The sequence below is a fragment of the Sphingobacterium sp. CZ-UAM genome (assembly GCF_002000245.1).
Lineage (GTDB): Bacteria > Bacteroidota > Bacteroidia > Sphingobacteriales > Sphingobacteriaceae > Sphingobacterium.
On the sequence record NZ_MTCM01000001.1, the window covers coordinates 1,773,053 to 1,798,255 of the forward strand.

Below are 25,203 nucleotides of genomic sequence, written 5' to 3' on the forward strand. Positions count from 1 at the left end.
ACATGAAAAGATTTATTTTAATCGGAAGCCTTTTGACCGCTTCACTGCCTACGATCATATCCTGTAAAAAAGAATCCTTTGCAGACAATTACAGAAATCCCGGAAAAGTGTCCGAAACAACGACGGAAAAACAGTTCACGGGGATGATATATGAATTTCGCTCATTAATTACACCCTCCTACGGCGCATTTTTTGTGACCAACCGGACAACCATCAATTTATACATCCAGAATCTCGGTTCGGTCAACCAGCAGGATCAGCTGACCCCAGGGTCGGCGGCTGTTGAAGAACGCTGGAACAAATATTATGGAGGCCTGGTGCAATACAAAGAATTCATCCGCCGCTACAACGCTATGAGCGAGGAAGATAAGCAGCTGAAAAAAACGATGGATTATGCCGCCAGGATTCTTTTTTATGATCAGACCCAGCAGATGGTAGACCTAGTGGGCGATATTCCCTGGACGGCAGCTGGCAGCCTGATGGCCAATTCCGGCAATTATGCTGCTTCCTATGCCAAATATGACAAAGCGACGGACATTTACAGCAGCATGCTGGATGATCTAAAAACGATCAGTGAGGCCATGGATGGACTGACGGTACCGGCCAATTTTGCTGGCATCTTTAAAACACAGGACCTGATCAACAATGGCGATCTGGCATTGTGGCAAAAATACTGCAATTCATTGCGCTTGCGGATGTTAATGCGCGTGTCTGATCATCCACAATTTTCTACCCGTGCCACCTCGGAGCTTGCCGAAATGCTGAATAACTCCACCAAATACCCGCTTATTCTGACCAATAGCGACAATGCCCAGCTGGATGTATTCAATGTCAGCTCCGACATTAAATCCGAGGATCTTCAGGGAGCCTTGGAAGCAGGCGGTACCTGGTATGCCAATTTTGCCAGCAAGCCGATGATCGACGAGATGAACCGGACCAAGGACCCACGGCGTCAGCTGCTCTTTGAAACGGGAGAAAAGGCAAATAAAGCCTATATCGGACTGGATCAGTCGCTCACTGCGGTTCAGCAGACTGCAGTGATACAAGGTTCAACACCCAGTTTTGTACATCGGCATACAATATCGCGCAATAAGTTCCTTCCCGGATTGCTTGTTTCGGCCTCGGAAGTCAATTTTCTACTGGCAGAGTATTTCAACAAGCAAGGCAATCCCAGCAAGGCGAAATCTGCTTTTGAAACCGCGCTGAAAGAGTCTGTTGCTTTTTATAGCAGTATCAGTGATAAAAGTGACGATAATACCATTGCAAAAGCAGCAACACCAAGCCTTGCTGAAATAAGCGCTTTTATTGCAGCAGTAGACTGGGATGGTGCCTCCAACAAGATTCAGCTGATTGCAACCCAGCGCTGGCTGCATTTCAACTTCTATCAGGCGCCACAGAACTGGGCAGAACAACGGCGGCTGGATTATCCCAAATTTACCATCCCCACATTCAGTTCGGACAAACAAAAGACGGTACCATTTAAGCTGACCCTCCCCCAGTCGGAAGCAACCTATAATGCAGAAAATTATGCAGCCGTAAAAGCGCAGGATAATCCGAATGTAAAGCTTTTCTGGGATATTAATTAAAGCTCCTGTCTATCATAATTGTTTGTAAACTATTATCTAAACACCTCCATTTTAATTATGAAAAAGAATTATCTTTTTTACTGGAAAGCGAGACCATTAAGTCTTTTAGGTCTTAGTCTTTTATGCTCGTCGCCTAATTTATTTGCGAGCAATTTGAAATCGAAATTGAGCTATTTTCATGTCGAACAGCAGCAGATTTCGGGTAGTGTAAAGAATGAAAAAGGCGAGCCGCTCGCTGGCGCTACGATTACCGTAAAAGGTAGTACGATTCAGGCAGCGACAGATGCCAATGGTAGCTTTTCCATTCGCGCCAAACAGGGCGATTTTCTGGTTGTCAATTATCAGGGTTATGCGCGGCAAGAGGTCGCGGTAAGTGGCGGAACGATTGCTGTGACGATGATGAGCAATACGGAGTCGTTAGAAGAGGTCGTTATCGTGGGCTATGGCAAACAGAAAAAGGGAAATCTAACCGGGGCTGTCGCAGCGGTAAACTCTGAACAACTGAAAAATATCTCGCCATCCAATTTGTCCAATACTTTGGCGGGAAGGGCAGCAGGGGTAAATGTGACCAATACCTCAGGGATGGCGGGAGCTTCCTCTTCCCTTCGTATCCGTGGAGCTGCTGTAGAACCGCTTTATGTGATTGATGGTGTGGTGCGTGATAAAGCAGCTTTTGATGCATTGGAAGCAAATGAAGTCGATCAGATGAGTTTCTTGAAAGATGCCGGAACGGCTGCCGTATATGGTACGCGGGCAGGTAATGGCGTTGTACTGGTGACGACAAAAAAAGGGACTGCCCAGGCTCCGGTATTCAATGTGCAGAGTAATTACTCTTTCAGTGCACCAACACAGACTTTATTGGCCAATCTGACTACCGCTACGGATGAACTAATTTATCAGAATCGAGTTTCCCAATTCCGTTGGGAACAGGGAAAGAAAAGCGAACCGTGGGTGGCTCCAAATGGACAACGCGAATTTGACTATTTTAAAGACAAAAATTATAACACCAATGATGTCATTTGGCGAAATCCTTTCAGCCATAGGCAGTCTATTGCTGTCAACGGTGGTGGCGACAAGATTACCTACTATGCCTTATTGAGCTACCGGAAAGAAAATGGATCTTATAAATCGCTGGATCACGAAAAATTTAACCTCCGTAGCAATATTTCCGCGAAGATCAGTGATGCATTTAGCCTAGATTTTAATATCTCGGCCAATCAAACGAATTCCAATAGGTTCTTCTGGCCATTCAGTACATCCGCCAGTGACGATGATTTTGATGTTTCGGATTTTTATAGGGTTACTTTCAACTGGCCCAAGATGTATCCGTTTTACCTGACCGCGGATGGGACGCCAAGCAATACTCCAACAGCTTATCCTGTTCAAACACCGATGGGAAGCTGGCAGGCCTGGAATGTGATCGATCAGGTCATCGGTGACCGGTATATCGATCGTAAAGTACGTCAGGTAAATCCGATCATGACGCTTAATTTAAAATTAGATAAACTGTTAGAGGGACTTTCTACAAAATTGGTGGGTAGTTATGTAGCAGAAGACTATATGCGCAAACGCTATATGAGTTTCCAAAAGAACTATACATTTACTTCGCTGAATCCTAATGGAAACCGTTTTATACCAGCCCCACCTTCTGAAGATCGGATAAACGTATTTACCTTTAGTCAGGCACAACCTTTTATGGATTACAATCCACAGCGAAAATGGCAATACCAGGTGGATTGGTTTCTAAACTACAACCGTAAGTTTGGCAAACATACAGTGGATGGTCTGGTTGTTTATGAGCAATTTAAATCGGGCAACACCAACATTACATCACGTGCAGAAAATCCTATTATCCCATTGGATCAGATGTATATCTATCCGACAGATAGGAGCATGCGATCAACAGATGCTTTTGAATTAATGGACGCAAGACGCGGAGTAATCGGTCGGGCGAACTATAACTATGCGGATAAGTATATTGCTGAGTTTTCATTCCGTTACGATGGCTCGCCTTTATTCCCAAATGACAAGCGCTGGGGATTTTTCCCTTCGATGTCCCTGGGTTGGCGCATGTCGGACGAGAACTTCTTTTCCTCCATCAAAAATACGGTCAGTGATCTAAAACTACGGGCATCGTATGGAAGTTCGGGCAACTTTGTGGATGTGGAAGGCTATTCGATATTACCCTATTCGTATATGGAGAAATATAGCTCGATCATCACTTCGCGAACAGGAAGCAGAACACCGGTGCCGGGATATATTTTTGGCGATAGCTATTACACTGGGGTAACCTACCTTGATAACCCGACCACAAACCTTACCTGGACGAAATCAAAGAGTTATAACGTAGGGATAGACTTTGGGTTTGTTCACAATAAACTGACGGGTAGTTTGGATGGCTTTATCCGAAAGGAAAGCGATATTCTCGGAACGAGGGGGATTAAGGTTCCTGATAACTATGGCAGGGGATTGGCACCAGAAAATTATGCGGCGCGAAGCTTTAGAGGGGGAGAGCTCTCACTCAACTGGAATGACAGGGTTGGTGAAGTTTCTTACGGTTTGAATGCGAATATGGGTTATGCAAAAGACCGCTGGGATATTTTTGACGAGGAGCCTTCCTATGCAGCAGGAGGAAGAGAAAATTTTCGATCCAAAGTAGGACGCCCTGAAAACCGGATTGTTGGTTTAGAAGCTTCGGGATTGGTTCGTACACAAGCCGAAGCAGACGCATTGAAAGCAAAAGGATTTAAGACTTATGGCCGCGATCCTTATCCGGGGATGATCCTGTATAAAGATATCCGTGGACAAAATTATTCTGACCAACCTGATGGCATTATCGATGACAATGATATGCAGTTGCTTTCGGAGAATAATACGCCTCGCATTAACTATGGATTTGGATTTAACGCCAGCTGGAAAGGTTTCTATGTCTCTGCTTTATTTCAGGGCGTATTGGCTTATGATAGGGTGATCAGCAATCAGGAAGGGGCAGGAATGCGCCAGCATGGTGATACCTTTAGACCTTATTACCCGATCTGGACTTCGGATGTCTGGACCCCAGATAATACGGATGCTAAATACCCAAGACCTGTAGGCTATAACTGGCAGGAATCGGGTGCCACCTCCTCAACATTCTGGATCCGAAATGGAGCTTATATGCGATTACGGGATTTGAATATTTCGTATACACTACCACAGGCCATGATGGAAAAGATCAAAATGAAGAGCGTCAACGTATTCTTAAACGGTACGAATCTATTTGTTTTTTCACCGATGAAGGAATTCCACGATCCGGAGCAAAAAATGTACGATTCCTATCCAGTGATGAAAACGTTCACATTGGGTCTTGATGTTAAATTTTAATTGATTTTTAATGATGAAAAAGATATTTTATCCGCTGGTTGCCTTGTTGCTGACAACGGCTTCCTGCAAGAATGTATTGGATATTGAGGATCTCAATTCGGTAAATGAAGACAAGGTGTGGAATGACCCCAATCTTGTCAATGCTTATCTGGCTAATTTATATACCTTATTTGGAAACTGGAGCAGTGGCGCAGACAATAATTCGCAACAGCTTGCTGGAATTAATTTTCCTTTGAATGCGGTGACGGTCAATAATACGGCTTATAAGGCTTGGGACTATACAACCATGCGCAAGATCAATACCGCTATTCAGAAGGTGTCCGAAAGTACAGGATTAAATGATGCCACGAAGAAATCCATCTTAGGTCAGGCACTTTTTATGCGTGCCTATATGTATTTCAATATGGTCAAGCATCACGGTGGGGTACCTTACATTACAAAACCACAGGATCTGGAAGATGATGAATTGAAAGTTCCGCGCAACAGTACCAAAGAATGCTTTGATTTAATCGTAAAAGATCTGGATGAGGCGCTGAGTTATTTGCCGATGACGATAGCGAAAGGTGCGGCGGATTATGGACGTATTGACGGTAATTTTGCTCTGGCCTTTAAAGCTAAAGTATTGTTGTATAAAGCGTCGCCACAATTTAATCCTTCCAATCCTTATGGGAATACCTATTGGGCAGAAGCAAATGCGGTGAATAAAAAAGCTTATGAACAGCTAAAAGCTCAGGGATATAACCTGACTGCTGATTACTACAATATCGCCTTGGTAGAGAAAGGGCCTGAGGTGGTTTTTGCAGTCATAAACTCCTATCCCAATAAGATTGCTAACTGGGATAATGGGGTACGGCCGGGCTCCGAAAGCCGCGGGACTGCCAGTGCTGTACCTACCTGGGATTTTGTGAAAGAATTTCCGATGAAAGATGGTAAACTATATAATGATCCCACGGGTAAATACCATAAAACAGATGAACAGTTCCTGCAAAGTTATTGGGAGAACCGTGATCCCCGTTTTGATAAATCCATTGTTTGGAACGGTAAGGTCTACGAGGTTTCGGGTAAAACAGGGAAAAGGCAATATACCTCACTGGGCATCGCGGATGCGCTGGACAATTTTGGAGAAAACCCAAAAGCAGGAACAACCTCCTCGAATAGAGATCGGTACACGGGCTTTTTTATTTTGAAGAATTCAAAACTCTCTTTACGACAAACGCAGGTGGAGACCCAATATGATGTGGATTTTGTACTGATGCGTTATGCGGAGGTGCTATTGAATTATGCTGAAACAGCAAATGAGACTGGGGATCTGACCACGGCAATGTCCCTTCTAAAACAGATCCGGATGCGCGCAGGCATCGAACCGGGGGTAGATAATAGCTATGGTATCGCAGCCGGTAATAAAGCAGATATGCGGGAAGCTTTATTGGCGGAAAGAAATATTGAGTTCTGTTTTGAAGGGCACCGCTTTTGGGACTTACGTCGCTTACGTAAGCTTGCTGTACTGAATAATAAAACCAAACAGGGCGTGGAAGCGATTGCGATCAATGCCAACGGAAGCGATATGGATCTAAAAGTAGCGGCAGACTTGGCGAAAAATTACCAGCTGAAAGAAAATCAGTTTAAGTACAATGTATTGCAGGTGCCAAGTACCGGAAATAAAATCAATCTGGTGCCGGACACCTATTATTTCTTTCCGATTGCTCAATCTGTGATAGACAAAAATCCGAATATCAAGCAAAATAAAGACTGGGGTGGAGAATTTAATCCAACGTTGGAGTAATGCTCCTGAAAAGCTTTTTGGACCATGGATATTTCCGAAATCTAAAACTCAACTAGGCTAAATTGTAAGGCTGGTCTTTGTGAAAGCGAGCATATCAGTTTGATGATCCTGTTCCACGCTGATAAGTTTAGTAATCTAAAGTCCTTCTATTAAGTTAAACAGACTTTATTTTTTATAGCGTTTGTTTTTAAAAATATGCACATTTGGTTTTTGTAAATACTCACCAATAGATCGTGTAACGTATGTAATGAAAAAAAGCTGTCTCAATAAATTTGAAACAGCCTCAAGCATTAATCAATCAGTTGTAAGAAAAAAAGTCAAAGCTTTGAGAGCTTTGACTTTTTAGGATGGTTGAAAACAGAAAACTTCCAAAAAAAATAAAATATTTAACAGCTATCCGGGCAATATAGCCTTTCGAATTAGTGTTATTGATCAATGCTTTAGTATATTGACAACATACGATACCTGCAATTGTGGACCAGATTGGGCGGAGACCGTTAATGTATCCAGACCGACGCTCTTTGCTGTAATCAGGCCATCGCTGCTCACTGACATGATCTCTGGATGTTTATTGCTATAGGTTACTGCTGTTGTTGTCTGGTTGCCTGGTGTCAAGATCGCTGTCAATTTTAAGGTCTCATTGTCCTTTAAGCTGATCTCCATTCGGTTGTTGGCATACTTTGCTTCTTTCAATGATAGACCAGTTCCCGATATTTCATCCTTTTTGCATGAAGCAACAATAACAAGAGCCCCAATTGCAAAAAATAATTTGTTATAGCTCAATATTTCTTTCATTTTCGTTTTATTTAAGAATCAAATCACCTATTATTTTGCCCCTTGCCAACCAGTATTTTGGACAAGATTTTTATTCAAGTTGAGGTCATCCAGCGGCAGTGGCCAGTAGTATCGTTTATCTTCCCAGGGGAGCGTTCCGTCAGTGATCCTCGGGCTTTTAGGGTATGCAATAATAAAACCCTCTGTATCCAGAAAAATGTCTTTGCCCACTTCCTCTTTTACTGCAATTAGGGGTTTGGAAGTATGGGAGCCATCATAAAGTGCTTTTTTTGCTTCTGTAAACTTCATTCCTCTTAGCGGTATGGTCAGCAGTTTTCCGGCTTTCCAGCGCATTAGGTCTTCATAGCGGAGTCCTTCCACACACATCTCTACCCTCCTTTCGCGACGGATCTCACGGAGCAAAGGCGACACCGGATAATCCAGTTTATCGCTATAAATTTTGTCCAGGCGCGGATCTTTTGGCTCACTGCCCATCACCAGACGGCTGCCCGGATACTTTGCAAAGTCAAATCCGGCTCGCTCGCGCAGTTTATTAATTGTATTGTCCAGATCCTGTTGCGTAATTTTTCCAAGTATGGCCTTCGCCTCCGCATTGATCAACAGCAGCTCTGCATAACGAAATTCTATTGCGGTCTGCTGCCCCAGGGTTACGAGTTCGTTCTCTGTGCGGTCGCCCATCCAGTGCTTCACAATCGAATAGCCGGTTACCATGGAGCTTCCATTATTGTATGACAGTCTTGGGTAAGTAATCCCGTTTTCTTCCTGCCCCCATTTTCCTGTTGTCCTATTAAATATCGAACGATATTGTCCTGGGTAGCCTATTGTCTGCATCAGTCTAGGATCCCTATTTTCCATTTCACTCCACATGCCATCATAGCCTTTAAAATTAGGGTTGGGAAAATACGCACCTTCCGTTCCACCGATATAGATTGGGTTACCGTCGATGCACAGATACTCATCCACGAGCCCTCTTGTCGCACCACCTGTGGTATTCTGGTCAAAGTAGCGTTGCGTCGCATGGCCCAAGCGTACCCCGTCGTATGTACGGGCCAGTATTGCCTCAGTATTGCCGTCCGATGCGGGATTATTTTTAAAGGTGAATAATTTCCAGTACGAATCAGGCCCTTTTTTATAGAGTGCATATCGGTTTCCAGCCATCAGGTAATTACTTGCCTCCACGGCGGCCTCCAGCCAGCGCCCAGCAGTTGACTGGAGCCCCAGCTCCGTATGGTAAGTTCTGAAACTACCTTCAAACAGCGCGATACGTGCTTTTAGGAAAGCGGCCATATCTTTGTTAATTCGACCATTTGCTGCAGATTTGCTCGTCATAGCAGGCAGTTTTTCAAAGGCTTGGTCGATACACCACATGACCGAATCCATCACCACAGTCCGGCTGTCCCTGGAGGCCTGCAGCCGATCACTGTCGATATTAAAGTCAAGTGTAAACCAAGGGACATCACCAAAGATCATCACTTTCTTGTAGTACTCCCAGGCCTTGAAAAAAAGTGCCTCCCCCAGGTATTTATCCAGCTTCGCCGGATCGTTACCCACTGCCGGCAAGGCCTTCTTGTAGTTCCGCAAAAAATAGTTGACGTTCCGCAGATTTTCCCATTCCCATCCGTTACCTCCTCCAGAGACAGGTGTCAGGTAGGAGCCGTCCAATCTGTCAGTCACATTTCCCTTTGTTACCAAGTTATCACTCATAAAATCACCGTATACCAAATGGCTCCCAGTCACCGAAAAAGGTGCAGATGTTTTATCTGACCAACCATCTTGGTGCCCCTCTACATACCGGCTATATAAACCATTCAAATAGATCGATAGCTCCATTTCCGAACTAAGTGCTACACCTTCAGAAATGTCCTGAATAGGATCTTCCTGTAAAAATTTATCATTGCATGATACGAGTGCCAACGCAGCAAGTATTAACACCACTATATTTCTTCTTGGTTTCATGCTATTGTTTCTTTTATATTAATATACTATTTACTAAAATCTCCACGATCTGTCCACCGCCATACTTAAAAGACGATTTGTGTCCCTATCGCGACTGTTCTTTTCTGCGGATACTGCGACGAGATTTGATCCGGATCAAATACCCCCGGTATCTGGGTGATTTCAAAAATATTAAATCCTGAAAGTGTAAACCTTGCTCTTTCCAATCCAATTTTTTTAATCATCTCTTTCGGCAGTGTATATCCGAGTACCAGTTGTTTTAGCCGAATGTAGGCTCCGTTGATCAGATAGCCACTTTGCGTCTGGATCGGTGCAGTATACATCGGGAATTTAGCGTCCGTATTTGTAGGGGTCCAGGAGCGTTCCAGCATCCATCTCGAACCTGCGCCTCCCCCCCAATACGATGAAGATGAAGTCCACACATCACGTTTGAGTACACCTTGAAATAAAAAATCCAGGTCAAAACCTTTATATTGGACATTTCCAGTAAGACCAAATTTATAACGCGGCGTAGAATTACCGATCACCCGCATATCACCGCTGTCATCAGCTAAGCCATTACCATTGTCCACTTTCCCATCACCGTTCAGATCCTGATACCAAATATACCCCGGATATAGATTTGCATTAATTTTTGATTGGTACGGTCCATTAAAAATCCAGCTTCCATTCGGATTTCTTCCCGCAAAATCTGTTTCCTGGAGGATACCACCTGTCTCATAACCCCAGATCTCCCCTATTTCTTTACCATTGTACAATAGCTCATCGTTTCCTTTCTTCAATGTCTTTAAATCATTTCCGGCAAAACGATTTACTTTTGCCGAGTAATCTGACAAATTAAATCCAACGCGGTAATGCAGTCCATTTTCAAGTTTGTCTTTCCATTGAAGTGCCAGCTCAAACCCATCCGTTCGAAATATTCCTGAGTTGACATATGGCGGATCTGTCCCCAAAAAAGAAGTATAATTAGCATTTCCGTCGGTCAAGATGTCTTTTGTAGTACGGCGATACAGCTCAAAGGTTAGATCTAGGCGGTTGGACAGAAAGGTTGCATCCAGACCGATATTTTTGGTCTCGGCCTTTTCAAAGGTTAAATAAGGTGATACCAGCTTTGGCGGACTCAAATAAGTAACCCGATTGCCATCGATCAGATACGTGGATTGGCCGGTTAACAATACCGGTTGATACGGGTAAGGGTTAGATGGCTGATTACCCAGCTTTCCCCAGCTCGCCCTGATTTTCAGGTTATTCAGCCAGGAAGACGTAGCAGCCATAAACCGCTCGTCCGAAATCCGCCAGCCAATGGAGAAGGAAGGAAAACTGACAAACCTATCTTTGGGGGTAAATTTGGAGCTCCCATCGTATCGATAATTAGACTCAAAAAGGTATTTTCCTTTATAGATATAATTCACCCGGCCGAAAGCAGCACGCCCGGTGATCGTATTCGCCGCGGTTTCAACCAGATGAAGGCTGGCATCTTCCGACGCATCGGGGTTCGGCACATTGGGAGACAGCAGTTTTCTGAGCTCATTACCCGTCAGTCCATAGTCTGTTTTTTCCTGGTTATAGCCCAAGACAGTAGAAAATTGATGGTCTTTGCCCCATGTCTGTTGATAATCCGCATAGAGGTTCATGACATAATTATCTATATAGGAATGCTCCAGGTAAGCCCTATTTTCCGCGGCTTCCTGTTGCTGTACGGTATAATTCCAGCTATCAACAATCTGCTGCATTTTGGGACTATAGCGATTCAATCTATTATTTTGGGGTAGGTAGGCGATATCAGCCTTGAGTTTAAGCTTATTGGGCAGAATGATAAATTCAGGTGAGGCAACCAATGAAATCTTCCGTTCACGCGACCGATTTCGGGCGCCATACGATGTCCAGGCCAATATATTATCCGTATAGGTGTTTGGCAATGGATCATTAGGCCCTGTCTTTATGGGCATATTGATGTTTCGACCTGGGTCGCCGGTCATCGCCTGCCAGATATTTCCCTTTCCGCCAACCAGATACGGCCGCTCATAGTCAGTTTGGTCAAACCCTATTTTCACAAAAATATTGAAGCGGTCCTTTACTTTAGCATTCAGATTCACCAAGGTATTGTACCGTTTGAATTTATCCGTATTGATCTTATACATACCTTGTTGATCCTGATAGCCCAGCGAGACATAATAGTTAATCGCTTCCGCTCCACCACTTGCATTCAGGGTATGTTTTTGCATGGGTGTCCAGTCTCGGACCATTTCCTTGAAGGGATTTGTATTGGCTACCCAGATTAATCTATTGGCCTCCTCATACCAGGCATTCTCCGGGATCGGATTTTGGATATATTTATTGATCATATCCAGCTTTCTTTCGTCGCTGGTTCCCACACTGCCACCTGTCCATAATGTCTTGTCCATAGAAGCACGCTGTATCATTGCCGCATCAAGGATATCCGGTATGGCGGCTGGTTTATCCAGGGAAAGATCGTAAGAATAGGCTATCTTTCCTTTTTGGTTAAATTCACCCCGCCTGGTTCGGACCAAGATCACCCCAAAGGCGCCTTTGGTACCATAGATCGCGGCAGCGGAGGCATCCTTTACAAAAGACATGTCCAGGATATCATTCGGGTTCAGCTGATTCAGCTGGCTCGACGATCCCTCTACGCCGTCAATAATGATCAGGGGATTTCCATTTACCGCTTCAAATTGGCTGTTTTCGTTTTCCTTTTTAAAAGAAGTACCTCCACGCAGGTTAAAGCCGGGCGTTGTGTTGGGTGCTCCATTATTAAAAGTTATATTTAAATTCGGAACCAAACCCTGTAGCGCCTGACCGATGTTGGCAACGGGCCTATTCTCAAAGACATCTTTACCAACATGCGAAATCGCACCAGTCAAATTTACTTTCTTTTGGGTACCAAAGCCCACGACCACCACCTCATCTAGCGCATTATCGTTAGCTGTCAGCTGTACAAACTTAGCCTTACTTGCAGGCAATTCAAGGCTATCGAACCCAACATGTGAAAAAACCAATACCACATTGGTGTTATCCGCCGGGATGGAAAATTCCCCAGCATCATTAGTGGTAACAGTAGTTTGTGTCCCTTTTATCCGGACGGTCACACCTTGTAGTGGTTTTCCTTTCAAGTCCGCTACTTTACCCGTAATCGTATCCTTATAAAAGACTTTGACACGGCGCGAACTATTGGATATCATATTCGCCCCAGCATGCTGTACAGACCACATGAGTATTGACGACAATACCATGAATGATCGACATGAAATTAGAAATCTGATTTTTCTTAAATTTTTCATTGTGTAAAGAGTTAAATGGGGGATTTAAGTATTTCTTTCCCTCTTCCGGCATGTTGAGCCGGTGTATTTATTACATATGCGCATCGACTCCCTTTTTCTTATTATCTGCAGCGCCCATCAAATTTATTTTAACGACAAACGGCCTGTTTGATTGCAAATCGTCGGGCAGTATAATATCATAGTAACTATTTGTGTCTACATCAAACCCAATGTCCGCATGCTTGAGCATAAGCATTTTTCCATTGAGCATCAGCGTCGCTGTTTTGGGGATTTCTTTTGTCTCCGAAGGTACCGTAATGCGAACGATATTATCTATCGGTCGGTTGAATATAGTCAAGTAGAGATTGTTGTCTTTTCGTGTAAAATAGCCATACGGAGTATCCGGAAAACCTTTAGCGTTCTGCGCACCATAAACAGCCTCTCTGTTTACAGCCATCCACTCGCCAAGTTCCCTTGCAATTTTGTCTTCACCAGGATGCATTTTTCCAGTCCCATCCGGGCCGAAATTCAATACAAAATTTCCATTCATCGATACCGATTTCATCATCAATCCGATAATATCGTTTGTCGTTTTAATATACTTGTTCTCCCAGTTCTTGGTGTATCCCCAGTCTCCGGGGGTTATTGTCATCACGGCTTCCCAGGCATTTCCATCAAGCCAATCGACCTCCTTCGGCAATTTTCTTTCCCAGACCTGTTCATAGTCGCCCATAAGTTTTTCATTGCTGTCAAAATGACGTTTGCCATATTCGTCATTTCTGAATCTGGAGCCAATGATGATACGGGGATATTTGGCACGGATATCCTTTTCCAGCTGATAAGTATACTTATAAGACGAAACCCATGACGCATCCCAGGTACCGTCAAACCAAAGTCCCTTGACCTGTGAATAATTTCCGAGGAGTTCAAAGATCTGATTTTTGGTATATTCCAGAAACTTATTGAATTTCGCTTTTTCTTCCTCCGTTACAGGTTTTTTGCCCATATAGTTGGGATTGCTCCATTCCATGACCGAGAAATATAAAAACACATCTATACCTTCGGCAGTATAAGCATCTACTACTTCTTTGACAATATCTTTTTTATAAGGAGTACCTGAAATATTGTAGGATGAAAATTTGCTTGGCCACAGGGCAAATCCATCATGATGCTTTGTTGTAAAAATCAGATATTTTACGCCCATTTCTTTCGCCTGTTTGGCCCATTTTCTTGCATCGAAATCCTTTGGATCAAACTGTTTATAGAGATTATCATAAATATACGCCCAATTTTTTGGAGCAGAGCTCCCGCCCCAACTTCTGATCCATTCAGAAGCCCCTCTATATAGATGTCCTTCCCATTCATTGCCCGGGATAGCATAGATCCCCCAGTGGATAAATTGTCCAAGACCATAGCCGCGAAATGCCTTCATGGCATCATCGTTGCGATGCGGGTCAACGATTGGTCCATAGTTGATTTCAACAAGCTTCTCAGGTTTTATCTTCGCTCGGGCATAGTTTTTTTGAGCGCTCAGTGTTCCAATTGAACAACATAACGCCGCTATAACCAACAAATGTATTTTCAGTGAGACTCTCTTCATGATTGTTTAGAGTTAAATGTGTAAGTAATCCATATATAAATAAATTGGTTATTGAATAGAGACGATTGACACTTTAAATTGTCCCGAAATATTTTTATTTTTTTTGATCCATACAGAAAACGGAGTGGCAGACAGGATTGCACAGCGCGAAATAGCAATTGTAGAAGATTTTGGTGAAAAAAAATGAATTGGAAAAGAAATATATTAAAAGAGGATTTTAATGTAATTTCCGTTGCGGAGGCTGTAAAATCAACGAATACAAGCAAAATGCATCCACGCCATTCAGATTTGCTTTATAACCAATGATTATAATCTGTAAATTTGGTAAAATGGTCTATTATGCATGATTCAAGCTGCTTAAAAATATTAATAAAACAGCATCGAAAGGAAGCTCGCGTGTTGAGAAAGTTTATTTCCGAAAGCATCAACGAATGGGATTATCTCATAGCCCATCATCACGCGCAACGGCTTGGACAGATCAACCGCGAACTGCAGATTCTGGAAACGGTTTTGGATCCCAGGTATGTTGAAAAACAAATGCTCAGCAGGCAGGTCTCTTATTATAAAAAACTTCTCGCCTTACGGGGACCAGAAAAATTGAAACAACTTTACCTTCGTTGGATCAATGAAGGTAAAAATAAGCTGGAAGAACTGAATACGACTCCGCCAGCAGAACAGCCCTTTTCCGCGATACTGAGCGATCTGTTGGAAAAGTTAATCCGCGGGGAAGTGCGGCAAGTCACGCTTATCCTCAACAAAAAACAGGAACTTGGAATTGTCATGACCTGTCGCAGGAGGCTGATCCTGCGGATCCACAAAATAAAAACGCTCCAAAAGAAGCATGTGATCTGGGATCATCAGCTTTACCAGCTCCAGCAAATGGGATTTCAATGGGATTCCAGGTTCACATCATTGTCTCTAAGCATGAAAACCGAGCCCGCCAATCGGGTGATGGAACTAATATCCAGGCTTGTATTCAAGGTTTTCCATTTCGAGGAAATGAAAGGGCAAAGCTATATCTGTTATCAGTAAAAACGATGGTAACTATCTCCAGAAAACATTGAATACAATCATTATTCGCTTTCGGCACCTTCAGGACCGTGAGTCCACTCCCAGCCGCTGTTAGTTTTCTGTAAAATGCTACTATTCTCTGCATTTTCAATAACAATTTTTGTAAAGTACGATTTGTAGTACCAGGCAAAAAATATTGCCCCTAATGTAGGTTTTTCCAATTCGGGATAGTCTAATCCTATCTCTCTTGGCCTGTCGACTTTGAATCCTTTAAACTGTCCCTTAAAATAGCTATCATCTTTCAATATTTTCGTTCCACTTGGGTCAAAAGTATAGCTAAATTCTCCACCAAAGATAGCCGTATGGTTGGGTTGAAAAGCGGGCAAAATCCAGACGGAAATTGTTTGATCCGCATTTTCTCGGATATATTGATTAAACTTCAAATTTAGTCCGTTGTTATGTCCTTTCATTTGTGCCAAAGCCTGCTGTAACGCCCTTGAATATCGGTGCGTTAAGGTCGTATCCACTATTTCTGTTGTTTTACTGACCTTCCCAGTACGATCGACTTTAAAATGAAATACCTGATCAAAGACGTTATCTTGGTACTTTCCATAAACTGCATGCCAAATGTCTTCTTTTTCCAAGCAAAACCATTCGCCCCCCAGCCGCTCAAGATCCCTTTTATCCTGCCTAAGGACACTGTCCGAAGTTTGCCAGGCAATCATGTCATATTTGTATAGCCATTCCGCGATTTCCATTTTTTTGTTGAAATCAACACTATCAAAACCTTGTTCTTTCGGAGCCTGTCCGAACACTATTGTTGTTAGTCCAACCAAAAGTATTGCAAAAAATATTTTCATCTTTAAAGTGTTTATTTTTTTGATGATGATTATCCTGTTTATCCAGCGGCTATTTTAGTTCTTTCCTATCAGAACGTTAAAATATAAGAGAACCGTTTAACCATAGCCTTTTTGTAATTCAGCTATTAAAGTGAGGCGCCCTTTGGTAAACCCACCTTCAAAATCAATAAGAAATTAATTCTAATATCGCTAATCCGGTATGTTATCCTGTTCGTATAACTTTACACCAACGTCCGTGACAACCACGTTTTTGTAAGCTTCAATTATTTTATTGACGTTCATATCTGCCAATGGAAAGAACAAAGGATAAAGTATGTCAAAACTCGGTTGGTTTTTAAATTTTACAGTAATAAAATGTTTTTTACTAAATTTTTTTTCTCTATTAAAATAAATAGATAAACCCTCACCAAAATGTGGTTTGTCGGCATCAAGTCCATACCAGCCACGTTGAATAATATCAACAGGCGTTAATTTCAGATCGTTAAGGAGTACCGAGAAAGGTTTTCCTATATACTTGCTCTTCTTTCCCCCGATCTCATTGATCAGATATTTACTTGTATCTGCATACGTGTTCATCTGCTGAGCTTTTGCAAAACATAGCCATGAAAAAAATATTAATGCCAAAAATAATGTTCTCATATTATTTGAGCTTATTGTAAACCGATAAAGACCAATTTTAAAACAATAGAAGTAAGATGTCCGGGAATAGACACCTTACTTAAAAATCAATAGGAATTTAATTTTCTATCTGTCCAAAATAACGCTGGTTTTTTATTAAAATAAAACTCAAACTAATCGTCCTCATCTTCTTCATACAAAGTTGAAAAGCTATCCTGATCGTATGACTTTACACCAACGTCCGTGACAACCACGTTTTTGTAAGCTTCATTTATTTTATTGATGTTCATATCTGCCAATGGAAAGAACAAAGGATAAAGTATGTCAAAACTCGGTTGGTTTCTAAAATTTACAGTAATAAAATGAGTTTTACTGAATTTTTTTTCTCTATTAAAATAAATAGATAAACCCTCACCAAAATGTGGTTTGTCGGCATCAAGTCCATACCAGCCAGATTGAATAATATCAACAGGCGTTAATTTCAGATCGTTAAGGAGTACCGAGAAAGGTTTTCCTATATACTTGCTCTTCTTTCCCTCGATCTCATTGATCAGATATTTACTTGTATCTGCATAAGTGGTCATCTGCTGGGCTTTTACAAAACATAGCGATGAAAAAAATATCAATGTCAAAAATAATGTTCTCATAATACTCATTAGGATGACCAAAATAGTACGATTCTTATAACTGTAACCCACCGAATTCTTAGCAACTGAGATAATCTGGGAAATCTTCAACCCATCCGGTCTTTATATCCGCTATCACTCTATTTTTTTTTAATAAAACTCAAACTAATCGTCCTCATCTTCTTCATACAAAGTTGATAAGCTATCCTGTTCGTATAACTTTACACCAACGTCCGTGACAACCACGTTTTTGTAAGCTTCATTTATTTTATTGACGTTCATATTTGCCAATGGAAAGAACAAAGGATAAAGTATGTCAAAACTCGGTTGGTTTTTAAATTTTACAGTAATAAAATGTTTTTTACTAAATTTTTTTTCTCTATTAAAATAAATAGATAAACCCTCACCAAAATGTGGTTTGTCGGCATCAAGTCCATACCAGCCACGTTGAATAATATCAACAGGCGTTAATTTCAGATCGTTAAGGAGTACCGAGAAAGGTTTTCCTATATACTTGCTCTTCTTTCCCCCGATCTCATTGATCAGATATTTACTTGTATCTGCATACGTGTTCATCTGCTGAGCTTTTGCAAAACATAGCCATGAAAAAAATATTAATGCCAAAAATAATGTTCTCATATTATTTGAGCTTATTGTAAACCGATAAAGACCAATTTTAAAACAATAGAAGTAAGATGTCCGGGAATAGACACCTTACTTAAAAATCAATAGGAATTTAATTTTCTATCTGTCCAAAATAACGCTGGTTTTTTATTAAAATAAAACTCAAATTAATCGTCATCCAAATTTTTTTCATTCATAATCGATGAGTCATCCTGTTCGTATAACTTAGCACCAACGTAAGTGACAATCGTGTTTTTGTAAGCTTCCAATATTAGTTTTGTAGCAGTTTTTGGATCTTGAAAAAACAAAGGATAAATTACTTCGAGACTCGGCTGGGTTTTAAATTTAACAAGAATAAAATGTGTTTTATGAAAAACTCTATCGTAATTAAAATAAATATAAAGTCTTTTCCCAAATTTTGGTAAGTCTGCATCAAGGCCATACCAATCTCCTTGAAGTATACGGACTGGAGTTAATTTTAACTCGTTTAACAGTACCGAAAAAGGCTGTCCCACATATCTGCTCTTCTTTCCCTCGATCTCATTGATCAGATATTTACTTGTATCTGCGTATGTGGTCATCTGCTGAGCTTTTGCAAAACTGAGCGATGAAAAAAATATCAATGCCAAAAATAATGTTCTCATAATTCTCTTAATTTAAATATACCTTTTTGTTATTTACAATCTTCATAAATATCTATACTCTCGTAATCAGAATTGATGGTCTGTCCGCCCATATTCATTGTTGTACTGCTACCGAGTGTCATTTTCCGTGTTGCAGTAACCTTGATTGGTGAAGAAGATCCATCACTGTTCATACGAAACAAAGATACGCCCATCTTGTATTTATCCATCAGATAAAGCTGGGTAGGATAGGTTGCATCCACTCCACGGTACATCTGGGCATATTGACCTGAGAAACTTAGAAAATCATTGTCGAGTCGAGATTGTTCTTTCCAACCACTTAATGTACTTCTGTCATAATCTTTATCTTTGGACTGGATGAAGTATTCGTACCGCTCCAGATTCGTTATGGACAGCAGGTGTATTTGGTCACCCTGAACTGTAACCGAACCGAGAAAACTGGGATTTTTCCGATGATTTGCAAGGGAGTAAATATCTGTCGATGAATGTACTACAGATGATCCCTTGGGGTGGGTATGAACGACCAAAATGGTATTTTCATCATAGGGAACTTCCAAGGAGTTCTCTGATCCCTTAATAATTTCCGAAACTTCCAGCCCATTGGCTGTTAGTTTGACAGTGAATCCATGCTCATTAGGTGAATCCTTAAAATCTTTCATCAGTTTCTCCATCGCTGCCTTTACCTTGGGATCGTTCCGTATTGCGTCTATCTTAGAAGCCATTTCTCTTAATTTTTTACAACGGTCACTTTCTGCCAAGAGAGCAGCTTCCAGCCATGGCATTCCGCTACCGATCGTAGGGAAATATGTTGGTGCGTTAGTTTCGGAACCCACTATGGGCGCTGGCGCACATTCTACATAAATTATCTGTTCTGTATATATCTTCGTCGGTTCTGTATATCTGGTCACAATGACTTCTTCCATGAGGTTGTCACCATTGAATGTAAATGGATTTTGAAGCCCACTGTCACTGTATTCTATTGGTGGCTGTATATCTCCTATGTAGTTTTCCAATAACGCAAGTTCTTCAGGTGTTTTAATACAAACGATCCTTCCCACATCATAGGTAACGGGGTTAATATTGATATCCTCCTCAGTGGTGGTAAGGACTTGGGTATATGAATTGGTCAATAAGGCCATCATGAAAACTGCGCCTGCAACTATGAAATAGCGGAACAGTGTTTTATAGTGCTGTCTTTTTTTCATGTTCAGCGTTTTTTATAATTAACTCCTATGACTTTACCTTCTTTTACCCTGATCAGGCTCTGTAGCTCGTTTTTTAAACTATAGATAGCTATATAGCCATTATAGGCTTCGCCCATGATCAATTGTTTGTAATCAGCATATTCGCCACCATTGATCCCTTTTCCCTTAAAGATTTCCAGTTTCTTGATCCATATCTGGTCAGGTCTATACTCCCTTAACCGTGCATAGACGGCGGTACCCGATGCATCTGTCGAGAAGTCCATCATGGCATAACCCTTTTGGCTTATCGAATCCGCTAGCGGTGCAAAATTGACCTTTCCCCTGAGCGGTACCAAATAGGAATATTTTCCGTTAGTGGTATTCACTTCTTTAACAGCATCATCCCACATCAGGTAATCGTTTGCGGATGATCCTCCTGTCGGGAATGTTGTTGAAGATTTAAGGGAAGCTTTTTGCTTCACAAATTCGGAACGCTTCCGTGAAAATTCTTTCAGGGTTTTTAGGTTAAAGGCTCTTTTGGGTTCTTGGGAAGGATCAATTTCCCGCTGTTCCTGCTTACGGCAACTCAATAGTGCCAGCAGAAAAAAAATAAACATGAATTTTCTCATAATTAAGAATAAATATTGATTATTTACAGGACGGACAAGACAGGAAAATGTCCCGAGAAAAGATGAAATATTTTTACACAAGGATATAAAAGACCAACACTTCTTTAATTAGTTCATAAAAACTAGCGTTTTTATGAACTGTTATTTAACGGCAAAAGACAAGTTAACGGCAAAAGACAAGCTGATATACCGTAAAAAAAATAAACCTAGATTAAACTGGTCTGATTCAGGTCGCTAGTGACAATAAATTCGCGAATAAGCTTTTTAATTTTATAGAACCGATTAGGGAATTTAATAAAATGACGGATTATCTATTATACGTTATTGATTTAATAGAGTTTTTATGAATACTCAGCCTTTTCACTAAAATAACCAACATAAAAACAGACGCAGATGACATGATAATTGATATGACAATCTTATGGTTGCTATAATCTTCTAAAAAAGATATATCGTTACCTGCCTTTATATAAAGGCGCAACAAAAAACCAACTAGGTTACAAATTGCATGACAAACAATACAGAACAAAATATTATCGGTTTTGTAATAAAGCCAACACCAGAAAAAGGCCAATAGGGTTGAACCCACAATATCTAAATGAAAAATTCCAAATAGTAGGGACGAAACAAAAAGACCTACTTTAGTTGAATAATTACTTTGTATTCCTTTGAAAATTAAACCCCTAAATAAGATTTCTTCAAATATGGGAGCAGCTACAACCATTTTTAGAAATACAAATTTATCTGCTGGAATCTTTAAAATGCTCTCCGCCGTTTTACCCATATTTCCTTGACTAAAAAAGGAAAATAGATCCAATCCCTGATTGAGAAAAATAAGCAGCGTAATTAGTATACTTACTGCTAAATTTATCATATTTACTTTCTTTGCTGTAATTGGATCAATAAAAATATATTCTTTTTTTTCCAGCCATTTTAGTCCACATAGAAATACAACAGCAGGAATTGCATATGTTAACAAATCTTCCAGACTCTTATAATTGGGGAGATTAATGATACTATTGAATAGCATCTGTACGACAAATAGAACTGCCAAAATAAAAAATGACTGAAATAAAGTTGGAAACCTCATGGTTATTTTATATATCTTATTTTAATGAGAAAACAAAGGCGAGGATACTGAAACCTCTCCTTAAGAGCCCCATATAATGCATCAATCTCCTTGATCTGCGTATCATCTTTATTACCAATACCCTGACCTTCTTTGCCCAATCCAAGCATATTTGCTATTACATATTCTTTTGGAAACACCTTTATCTCAACGAATATAAGATCCATATGCTTTATGTAAAGTGCCTGCTCGCCTCCTTTCGTTAGTTGACTATCGCACCGATAAAGTGGATCATGCATTGATGAACTTTGCAACTGCTTTTATAAAATCCAGTAAGTATTCTGAAATATAAACTTGGTGATCCTCAGTTATCTCCGGTTGATAAGTTTTGGGAAGAAATGGACTGTTTTTTCATTCCAAAAACACCGTGCTTTATATTCAGCTGTGTCAAGCATCTTTTTAAGTTTCGCCTGGTCTAATACGGTTCTTACTTTACAGTCAAGAAAAAATTCTAAACACGTTGTCCAATCTCCTTGGTTTTTATTTCAAATTCTTATCCAAATAATTTTTCAGATCGATAACATAAGCATCGTAAAAATCTTCGATGATTTTTTTGTTGGTGGGATTTACCAATTTGCCATCGGCATCAAAAATGCTTTCGGGGTAGGCCAACTGTTCGTTTTTGGATTGAGGCTGTATAAATTTATAATCGTTAAAAGGTGTATCACCCTCTGAAAATACAAGACCGCCGCGGCTTATCCTGTATTGCACATTGCTAAATAACGAGGCGTAAATCCAACTGCCTTCACTAAGCAGCAATTTTCCGTCATTCTGAAAGCGAATATTCATCCTCGTACTTGATACCAAATTGGCCTTGCATTTCAATATATCTCCAATACTTGCAAAATCGCCAAACGTAATAAATGCTCCATAACTCCCGTCTTCTTCTTGCATCTTATCTATCCAAAAACCTTTACGTTCCTGAATGTATTTGATAACAGCTTGCATCAACTGTTTTTTTGTTTTTCCTTTGTATTCCAATACTATACTTGATTGATTGTTCAAAGGTTCTAACCGGCCGGTATATTCATTTTGCGTTCCATTTACTTTTTTGCAGACCACTTCGAAATATTCTCCTTGACCAAACGAAAAAGTTACTATCAACAATAAAGCAACTACGGTTATAGATTTTATAAAACTGTTCATATTTACTTAAATTATGGATACTACTATAAGCGATTATAAGTTGATTCTTCTTTAAGTTCAGTGATTATACCTGCTTTGTTTGTATACACCCTTGTAGTGTGAATAGTTTGGTTTGTATAGCGCGTATCTTTGCCTTGAACCGTTTTCGAATCAAGTACATTTCCAAAACCGTAATAAGTTGTAATACTATAACCAGGCGTATAACATCCTCCTCTGCTATAAGAAACGGTTTCGTACTCTAATACCTGCTCTCCGTTTTCATCTTTAGCGCTGCGCGTAGGGGCGCCCCATTTTTTGTACAAGTCAGATATTTTCGCTCCCATCCATGAGTTTTTCCATTCTTCTTTTTCATATGTGATTCGCTGTACTTCTGCGTTCCATTTATCAGAAGATATGCGCACTTCTACGGCTTCTTTCATTTTCTTACTCATTTTGTCCTGTGCAAAAATGGACGTACTGATGTTCCATTTTTTCTGTGCAAAAACATTAGTTCCTGCTAAAAGAAGAAAAGAAAGGCAAAGAAAGTTGTATGTTTTTAATTGTCTCATTACACCTCAATTTTTATAATTAATTTTAATTCCTTAATACAAGCAAAGGAATATCTTTCTACAATATCTCTGTCAAATGAATCCGATCGATGAAAAACTAAGACGGTTGAACTTTAAGATTGTCCCGAAAAAATGAAAATATTTTTTTGATAAATTCAAATATTACAAACTCTTCTTTCTTGTTCAAAATACCGCGGTAAACAAATTTCGAGAATAAATTGCGGTCAGCTTTTTCTTATACCATATAGCGAAGAAGAATAGCAAAATCGTGATTTTTAAAAATATGAGTCCTTTCGGAACAGGTATGCACGTGCAACGTTTAGATTATTTAAATGCGACTTTCCATAAAGGTGATGTACACTACCTTCTTGCAGAAGATGCTTTAAAACTTACCTTTTCTCTCCCATTAATGGCTTTAAGAGAAGCGCAAAAAGTTAGATAATTTAAACGCTCTTTAAAGTACTTTTAAGTTTTTTTAAACCCCGGCTTTTTATTAAAAAAAACTCAAACTATTTGTCGTGCAAATTTTATTCATACAAAGTTGATAAGCTATCTGTAAGTGTCCCAAAAAATCCAACAGCTTAAAACTGGACATAAATGTTTAGCTTTAAGTAATAAGATGAAAAAGACACGTTTTACAGAAACCCAGATTGTCCGAGCACTCAAAGAGGGAGAAGAAGGTCGAAAGACCGATGACATCTGCCGAGAGCTTGAGATTAGCAAAGCCACCTTTTATAACTGGAAAAGTCGTTACGGTGGTATGGAAGCATCAGATGTCAAGCGCCTGAAGGAACTTGAGGAAGAAAATGCACGCTTAAAAAAGATGTTTGCCGAACTGAGTATGAACCATGATATCCTAAAAGAAGTCATCACAAAAAAAGGTTGGGGCTCCGGCAACAAAAACAGTTAACTCAGGAGATTGTCCTAGATCACGGTTTGAGTGTAACCGGAGCCTGTAAATTGACAGGTATGTGCCGTTCACAATATTACTATGTTAGTAAGAAAGACGATAGTGCTGTTTTAGCAGCATTAGATCAGCTGTCTTCCAAACATCCTGTATATGGATTTCGAAAACTATATGCCTACCTGCGTAGAGAAGGTAAGCCATGGAACCATAAAAAAGTATACAGAGTATATAAGCTGCTTAACATGAACAAGAAGCGACGTGGCAAACGTCGGTTACCTACTCGGGAGAAACAACCTTTGGAACAACAGATCATCATTAATCAAAAATGGAGCATGGACTTTATGAGCGATAGCTTGGCCAGCGGAAACAGGTTTAGAACCTTTAATGTGATAGATGACTGTTCCCGTGAGATATTATGTATCGAAATAGCTACTTCAATTTCTTCTTTGCGGGTAACTCGGACACTTGAACAAATCATAGACTGGCGGGGCAAACCGCTCTGTCTACGCGTAGATAATGGTCCTGAATTCACCAGTCATCATTTCGAGCTCTGGTGTAAAGACCAAGGCATCGCTATTCAATTTATCCAGCCCGGTAAGCCTATGCAGAACGGTTATATCGAACGGTTCAACCGAAGTTATCGCAAAGAAATTTTGGATGCTTATTTATTTTTCAACTTGTCAGAAGTAAGAGAACATACCCAGGCATGGATGGATGAATACAATAACAACAGACCCCATGAAGGTCTTGGGAATCTTACACCAACGGAATTATCAAAAAATATTAGACACAAACAACAAATAAATCAATTAGTAACGTAAATTAGAAAAGTCCAATCCCAGCTGTCGGAAAAATGGGGTACTTACAACGGCGTTCTCTCTGTAGAGGACTTTTTTAATAGCCTCTCGCCAAGGTT

Annotated in this window: 21 protein-coding genes; 6 read left to right on the forward strand and 15 right to left on the reverse strand. The window is 40.5% G+C overall.

The features are described 5' to 3' along the window. Positions 1–2 precede the first annotated feature (2 nt). Genes BWD42_RS07595 through BWD42_RS07605 form a run of 3 tightly spaced genes read left to right on the forward strand, consistent with a single transcriptional unit; the run spans position 3 to position 6,732 of the window. On the forward strand, positions 3–1,586 hold the full coding sequence (locus BWD42_RS07595) for a SusD/RagB family nutrient-binding outer membrane lipoprotein (RefSeq protein WP_077434666.1): 1,584 nt from the start codon (positions 3–5) through the stop codon (positions 1,584–1,586). A 57-nt stretch (positions 1,587–1,643) separates the two neighbouring features. Beyond that, positions 1,644–4,949: a SusC/RagA family TonB-linked outer membrane protein gene (locus BWD42_RS07600; protein ID WP_077434668.1), complete on the forward strand. Its 3,306-nt coding sequence runs from the start codon at positions 1,644–1,646 to the stop codon at positions 4,947–4,949. Positions 4,950–4,959: 10 nt separating this feature from the next. Continuing rightward, complete coding sequence (locus BWD42_RS07605) at positions 4,960–6,732, forward strand: RagB/SusD family nutrient uptake outer membrane protein (RefSeq protein ID WP_254846194.1); 1,773 nt, start codon at positions 4,960–4,962, stop codon at positions 6,730–6,732. Positions 6,733–7,164: 432 nt separating this feature from the next. Here the strand turns inward: BWD42_RS07605 and BWD42_RS07610 are convergent, their stop codons facing one another. The 4 genes from BWD42_RS07610 to BWD42_RS07625 form a co-directional block, all read right to left on the reverse strand. After that, entirely contained in the window at positions 7,165–7,527 is a 363-nt protein-coding gene (locus BWD42_RS07610; protein ID WP_077434672.1) for an Ig-like domain-containing protein, read from the reverse strand. A 30-nt stretch (positions 7,528–7,557) separates the two neighbouring features. Beyond that, positions 7,558–9,483, reverse strand: coding sequence for a RagB/SusD family nutrient uptake outer membrane protein (locus BWD42_RS07615; RefSeq protein ID WP_077434674.1), 1,926 nt, complete (start codon positions 9,481–9,483; stop codon positions 7,558–7,560). Positions 9,484–9,548: 65 nt separating this feature from the next. Then, positions 9,549–12,782: a SusC/RagA family TonB-linked outer membrane protein gene (locus BWD42_RS07620; RefSeq protein ID WP_077434676.1), complete on the reverse strand. Its 3,234-nt coding sequence runs from the start codon at positions 12,780–12,782 to the stop codon at positions 9,549–9,551. Between the two features lie 70 nt (positions 12,783–12,852). After that, positions 12,853–14,361, reverse strand: coding sequence for an alpha-L-fucosidase (locus BWD42_RS07625; RefSeq protein WP_077434678.1), 1,509 nt, complete (start codon positions 14,359–14,361; stop codon positions 12,853–12,855). A 339-nt stretch (positions 14,362–14,700) separates the two neighbouring features. Between BWD42_RS07625 and BWD42_RS07630 the strand changes: the two genes are divergently transcribed. Next, positions 14,701–15,393, forward strand: coding sequence for a hypothetical protein (locus BWD42_RS07630; RefSeq protein WP_077434680.1), 693 nt, complete (start codon positions 14,701–14,703; stop codon positions 15,391–15,393). Positions 15,394–15,434: 41 nt separating this feature from the next. On the opposite strand, the gene BWD42_RS07635 is transcribed toward BWD42_RS07630, so the two are convergent. From BWD42_RS07635 to BWD42_RS07685, 11 genes are all read right to left on the reverse strand, one after another. Next, on the reverse strand, positions 15,435–16,232 hold the full coding sequence (locus BWD42_RS07635; protein ID WP_077434682.1) for a hypothetical protein: 798 nt from the start codon (positions 16,230–16,232) through the stop codon (positions 15,435–15,437). A gap of 189 nt (positions 16,233–16,421) precedes the next feature. Further along, positions 16,422–16,871: a hypothetical protein gene (locus BWD42_RS07640; RefSeq protein WP_077434684.1), complete on the reverse strand. Its 450-nt coding sequence runs from the start codon at positions 16,869–16,871 to the stop codon at positions 16,422–16,424. 152 nt (positions 16,872–17,023) lie between these two features. Beyond that, the gene (locus tag BWD42_RS07645; protein WP_077434686.1) at positions 17,024–17,497 is read right to left on the reverse strand and encodes a hypothetical protein; all 474 of its coding nucleotides are present in this window, start codon (positions 17,495–17,497) and stop codon (positions 17,024–17,026) included. A 144-nt stretch (positions 17,498–17,641) separates the two neighbouring features. Next, positions 17,642–18,115: a hypothetical protein gene (locus BWD42_RS07650; RefSeq protein ID WP_077434688.1), complete on the reverse strand. Its 474-nt coding sequence runs from the start codon at positions 18,113–18,115 to the stop codon at positions 17,642–17,644. A gap of 152 nt (positions 18,116–18,267) precedes the next feature. Then, positions 18,268–18,744, reverse strand: a complete 477-nt coding sequence (locus BWD42_RS07655; RefSeq protein ID WP_077434690.1) for a hypothetical protein — start codon at positions 18,742–18,744, stop codon at positions 18,268–18,270. A 29-nt stretch (positions 18,745–18,773) separates the two neighbouring features. Further along, complete coding sequence (locus tag BWD42_RS07660; RefSeq protein WP_077434692.1) at positions 18,774–19,949, reverse strand: hypothetical protein; 1,176 nt, start codon at positions 19,947–19,949, stop codon at positions 18,774–18,776. A 2-nt stretch (positions 19,950–19,951) separates the two neighbouring features. Continuing rightward, entirely contained in the window at positions 19,952–20,557 is a 606-nt protein-coding gene (locus BWD42_RS07665; protein WP_139351054.1) for a hypothetical protein, read from the reverse strand. 307 nt (positions 20,558–20,864) lie between these two features. Beyond that, positions 20,865–21,647, reverse strand: a complete 783-nt coding sequence (locus tag BWD42_RS07670) for a CPBP family intramembrane glutamic endopeptidase (protein ID WP_077434696.1) — start codon at positions 21,645–21,647, stop codon at positions 20,865–20,867. A 2-nt stretch (positions 21,648–21,649) separates the two neighbouring features. Next, entirely contained in the window at positions 21,650–21,853 is a 204-nt protein-coding gene (locus tag BWD42_RS07675) for a hypothetical protein (protein ID WP_139351055.1), read from the reverse strand. Between the two features lie 313 nt (positions 21,854–22,166). Beyond that, positions 22,167–22,832, reverse strand: coding sequence for a hypothetical protein (locus tag BWD42_RS07680; RefSeq protein ID WP_077434700.1), 666 nt, complete (start codon positions 22,830–22,832; stop codon positions 22,167–22,169). Positions 22,833–22,855: 23 nt separating this feature from the next. Further along, a complete protein-coding gene (locus tag BWD42_RS07685; RefSeq protein ID WP_077434702.1) occupies positions 22,856–23,380 on the reverse strand; it encodes a hypothetical protein in 525 nt (174 codons plus the stop codon). A 283-nt stretch (positions 23,381–23,663) separates the two neighbouring features. On the opposite strand from BWD42_RS07685, the gene BWD42_RS24685 reads away from it, so the two are divergent. After that, positions 23,664–23,822: a hypothetical protein gene (locus tag BWD42_RS24685; protein ID WP_175991992.1), complete on the forward strand. Its 159-nt coding sequence runs from the start codon at positions 23,664–23,666 to the stop codon at positions 23,820–23,822. A gap of 177 nt (positions 23,823–23,999) precedes the next feature. Further along, positions 24,000–25,108, forward strand: a protein-coding gene (locus BWD42_RS07690) for an IS3 family transposase (RefSeq protein ID WP_217700027.1) whose coding sequence is annotated in 2 segments (ribosomal slippage) — positions 24,000–24,261 and positions 24,261–25,108 — 1,110 coding nt in all. Because the reading frame shifts where the segments join, the coding sequence is not laid out codon by codon here. Positions 25,109–25,203 lie beyond the last annotated feature (95 nt).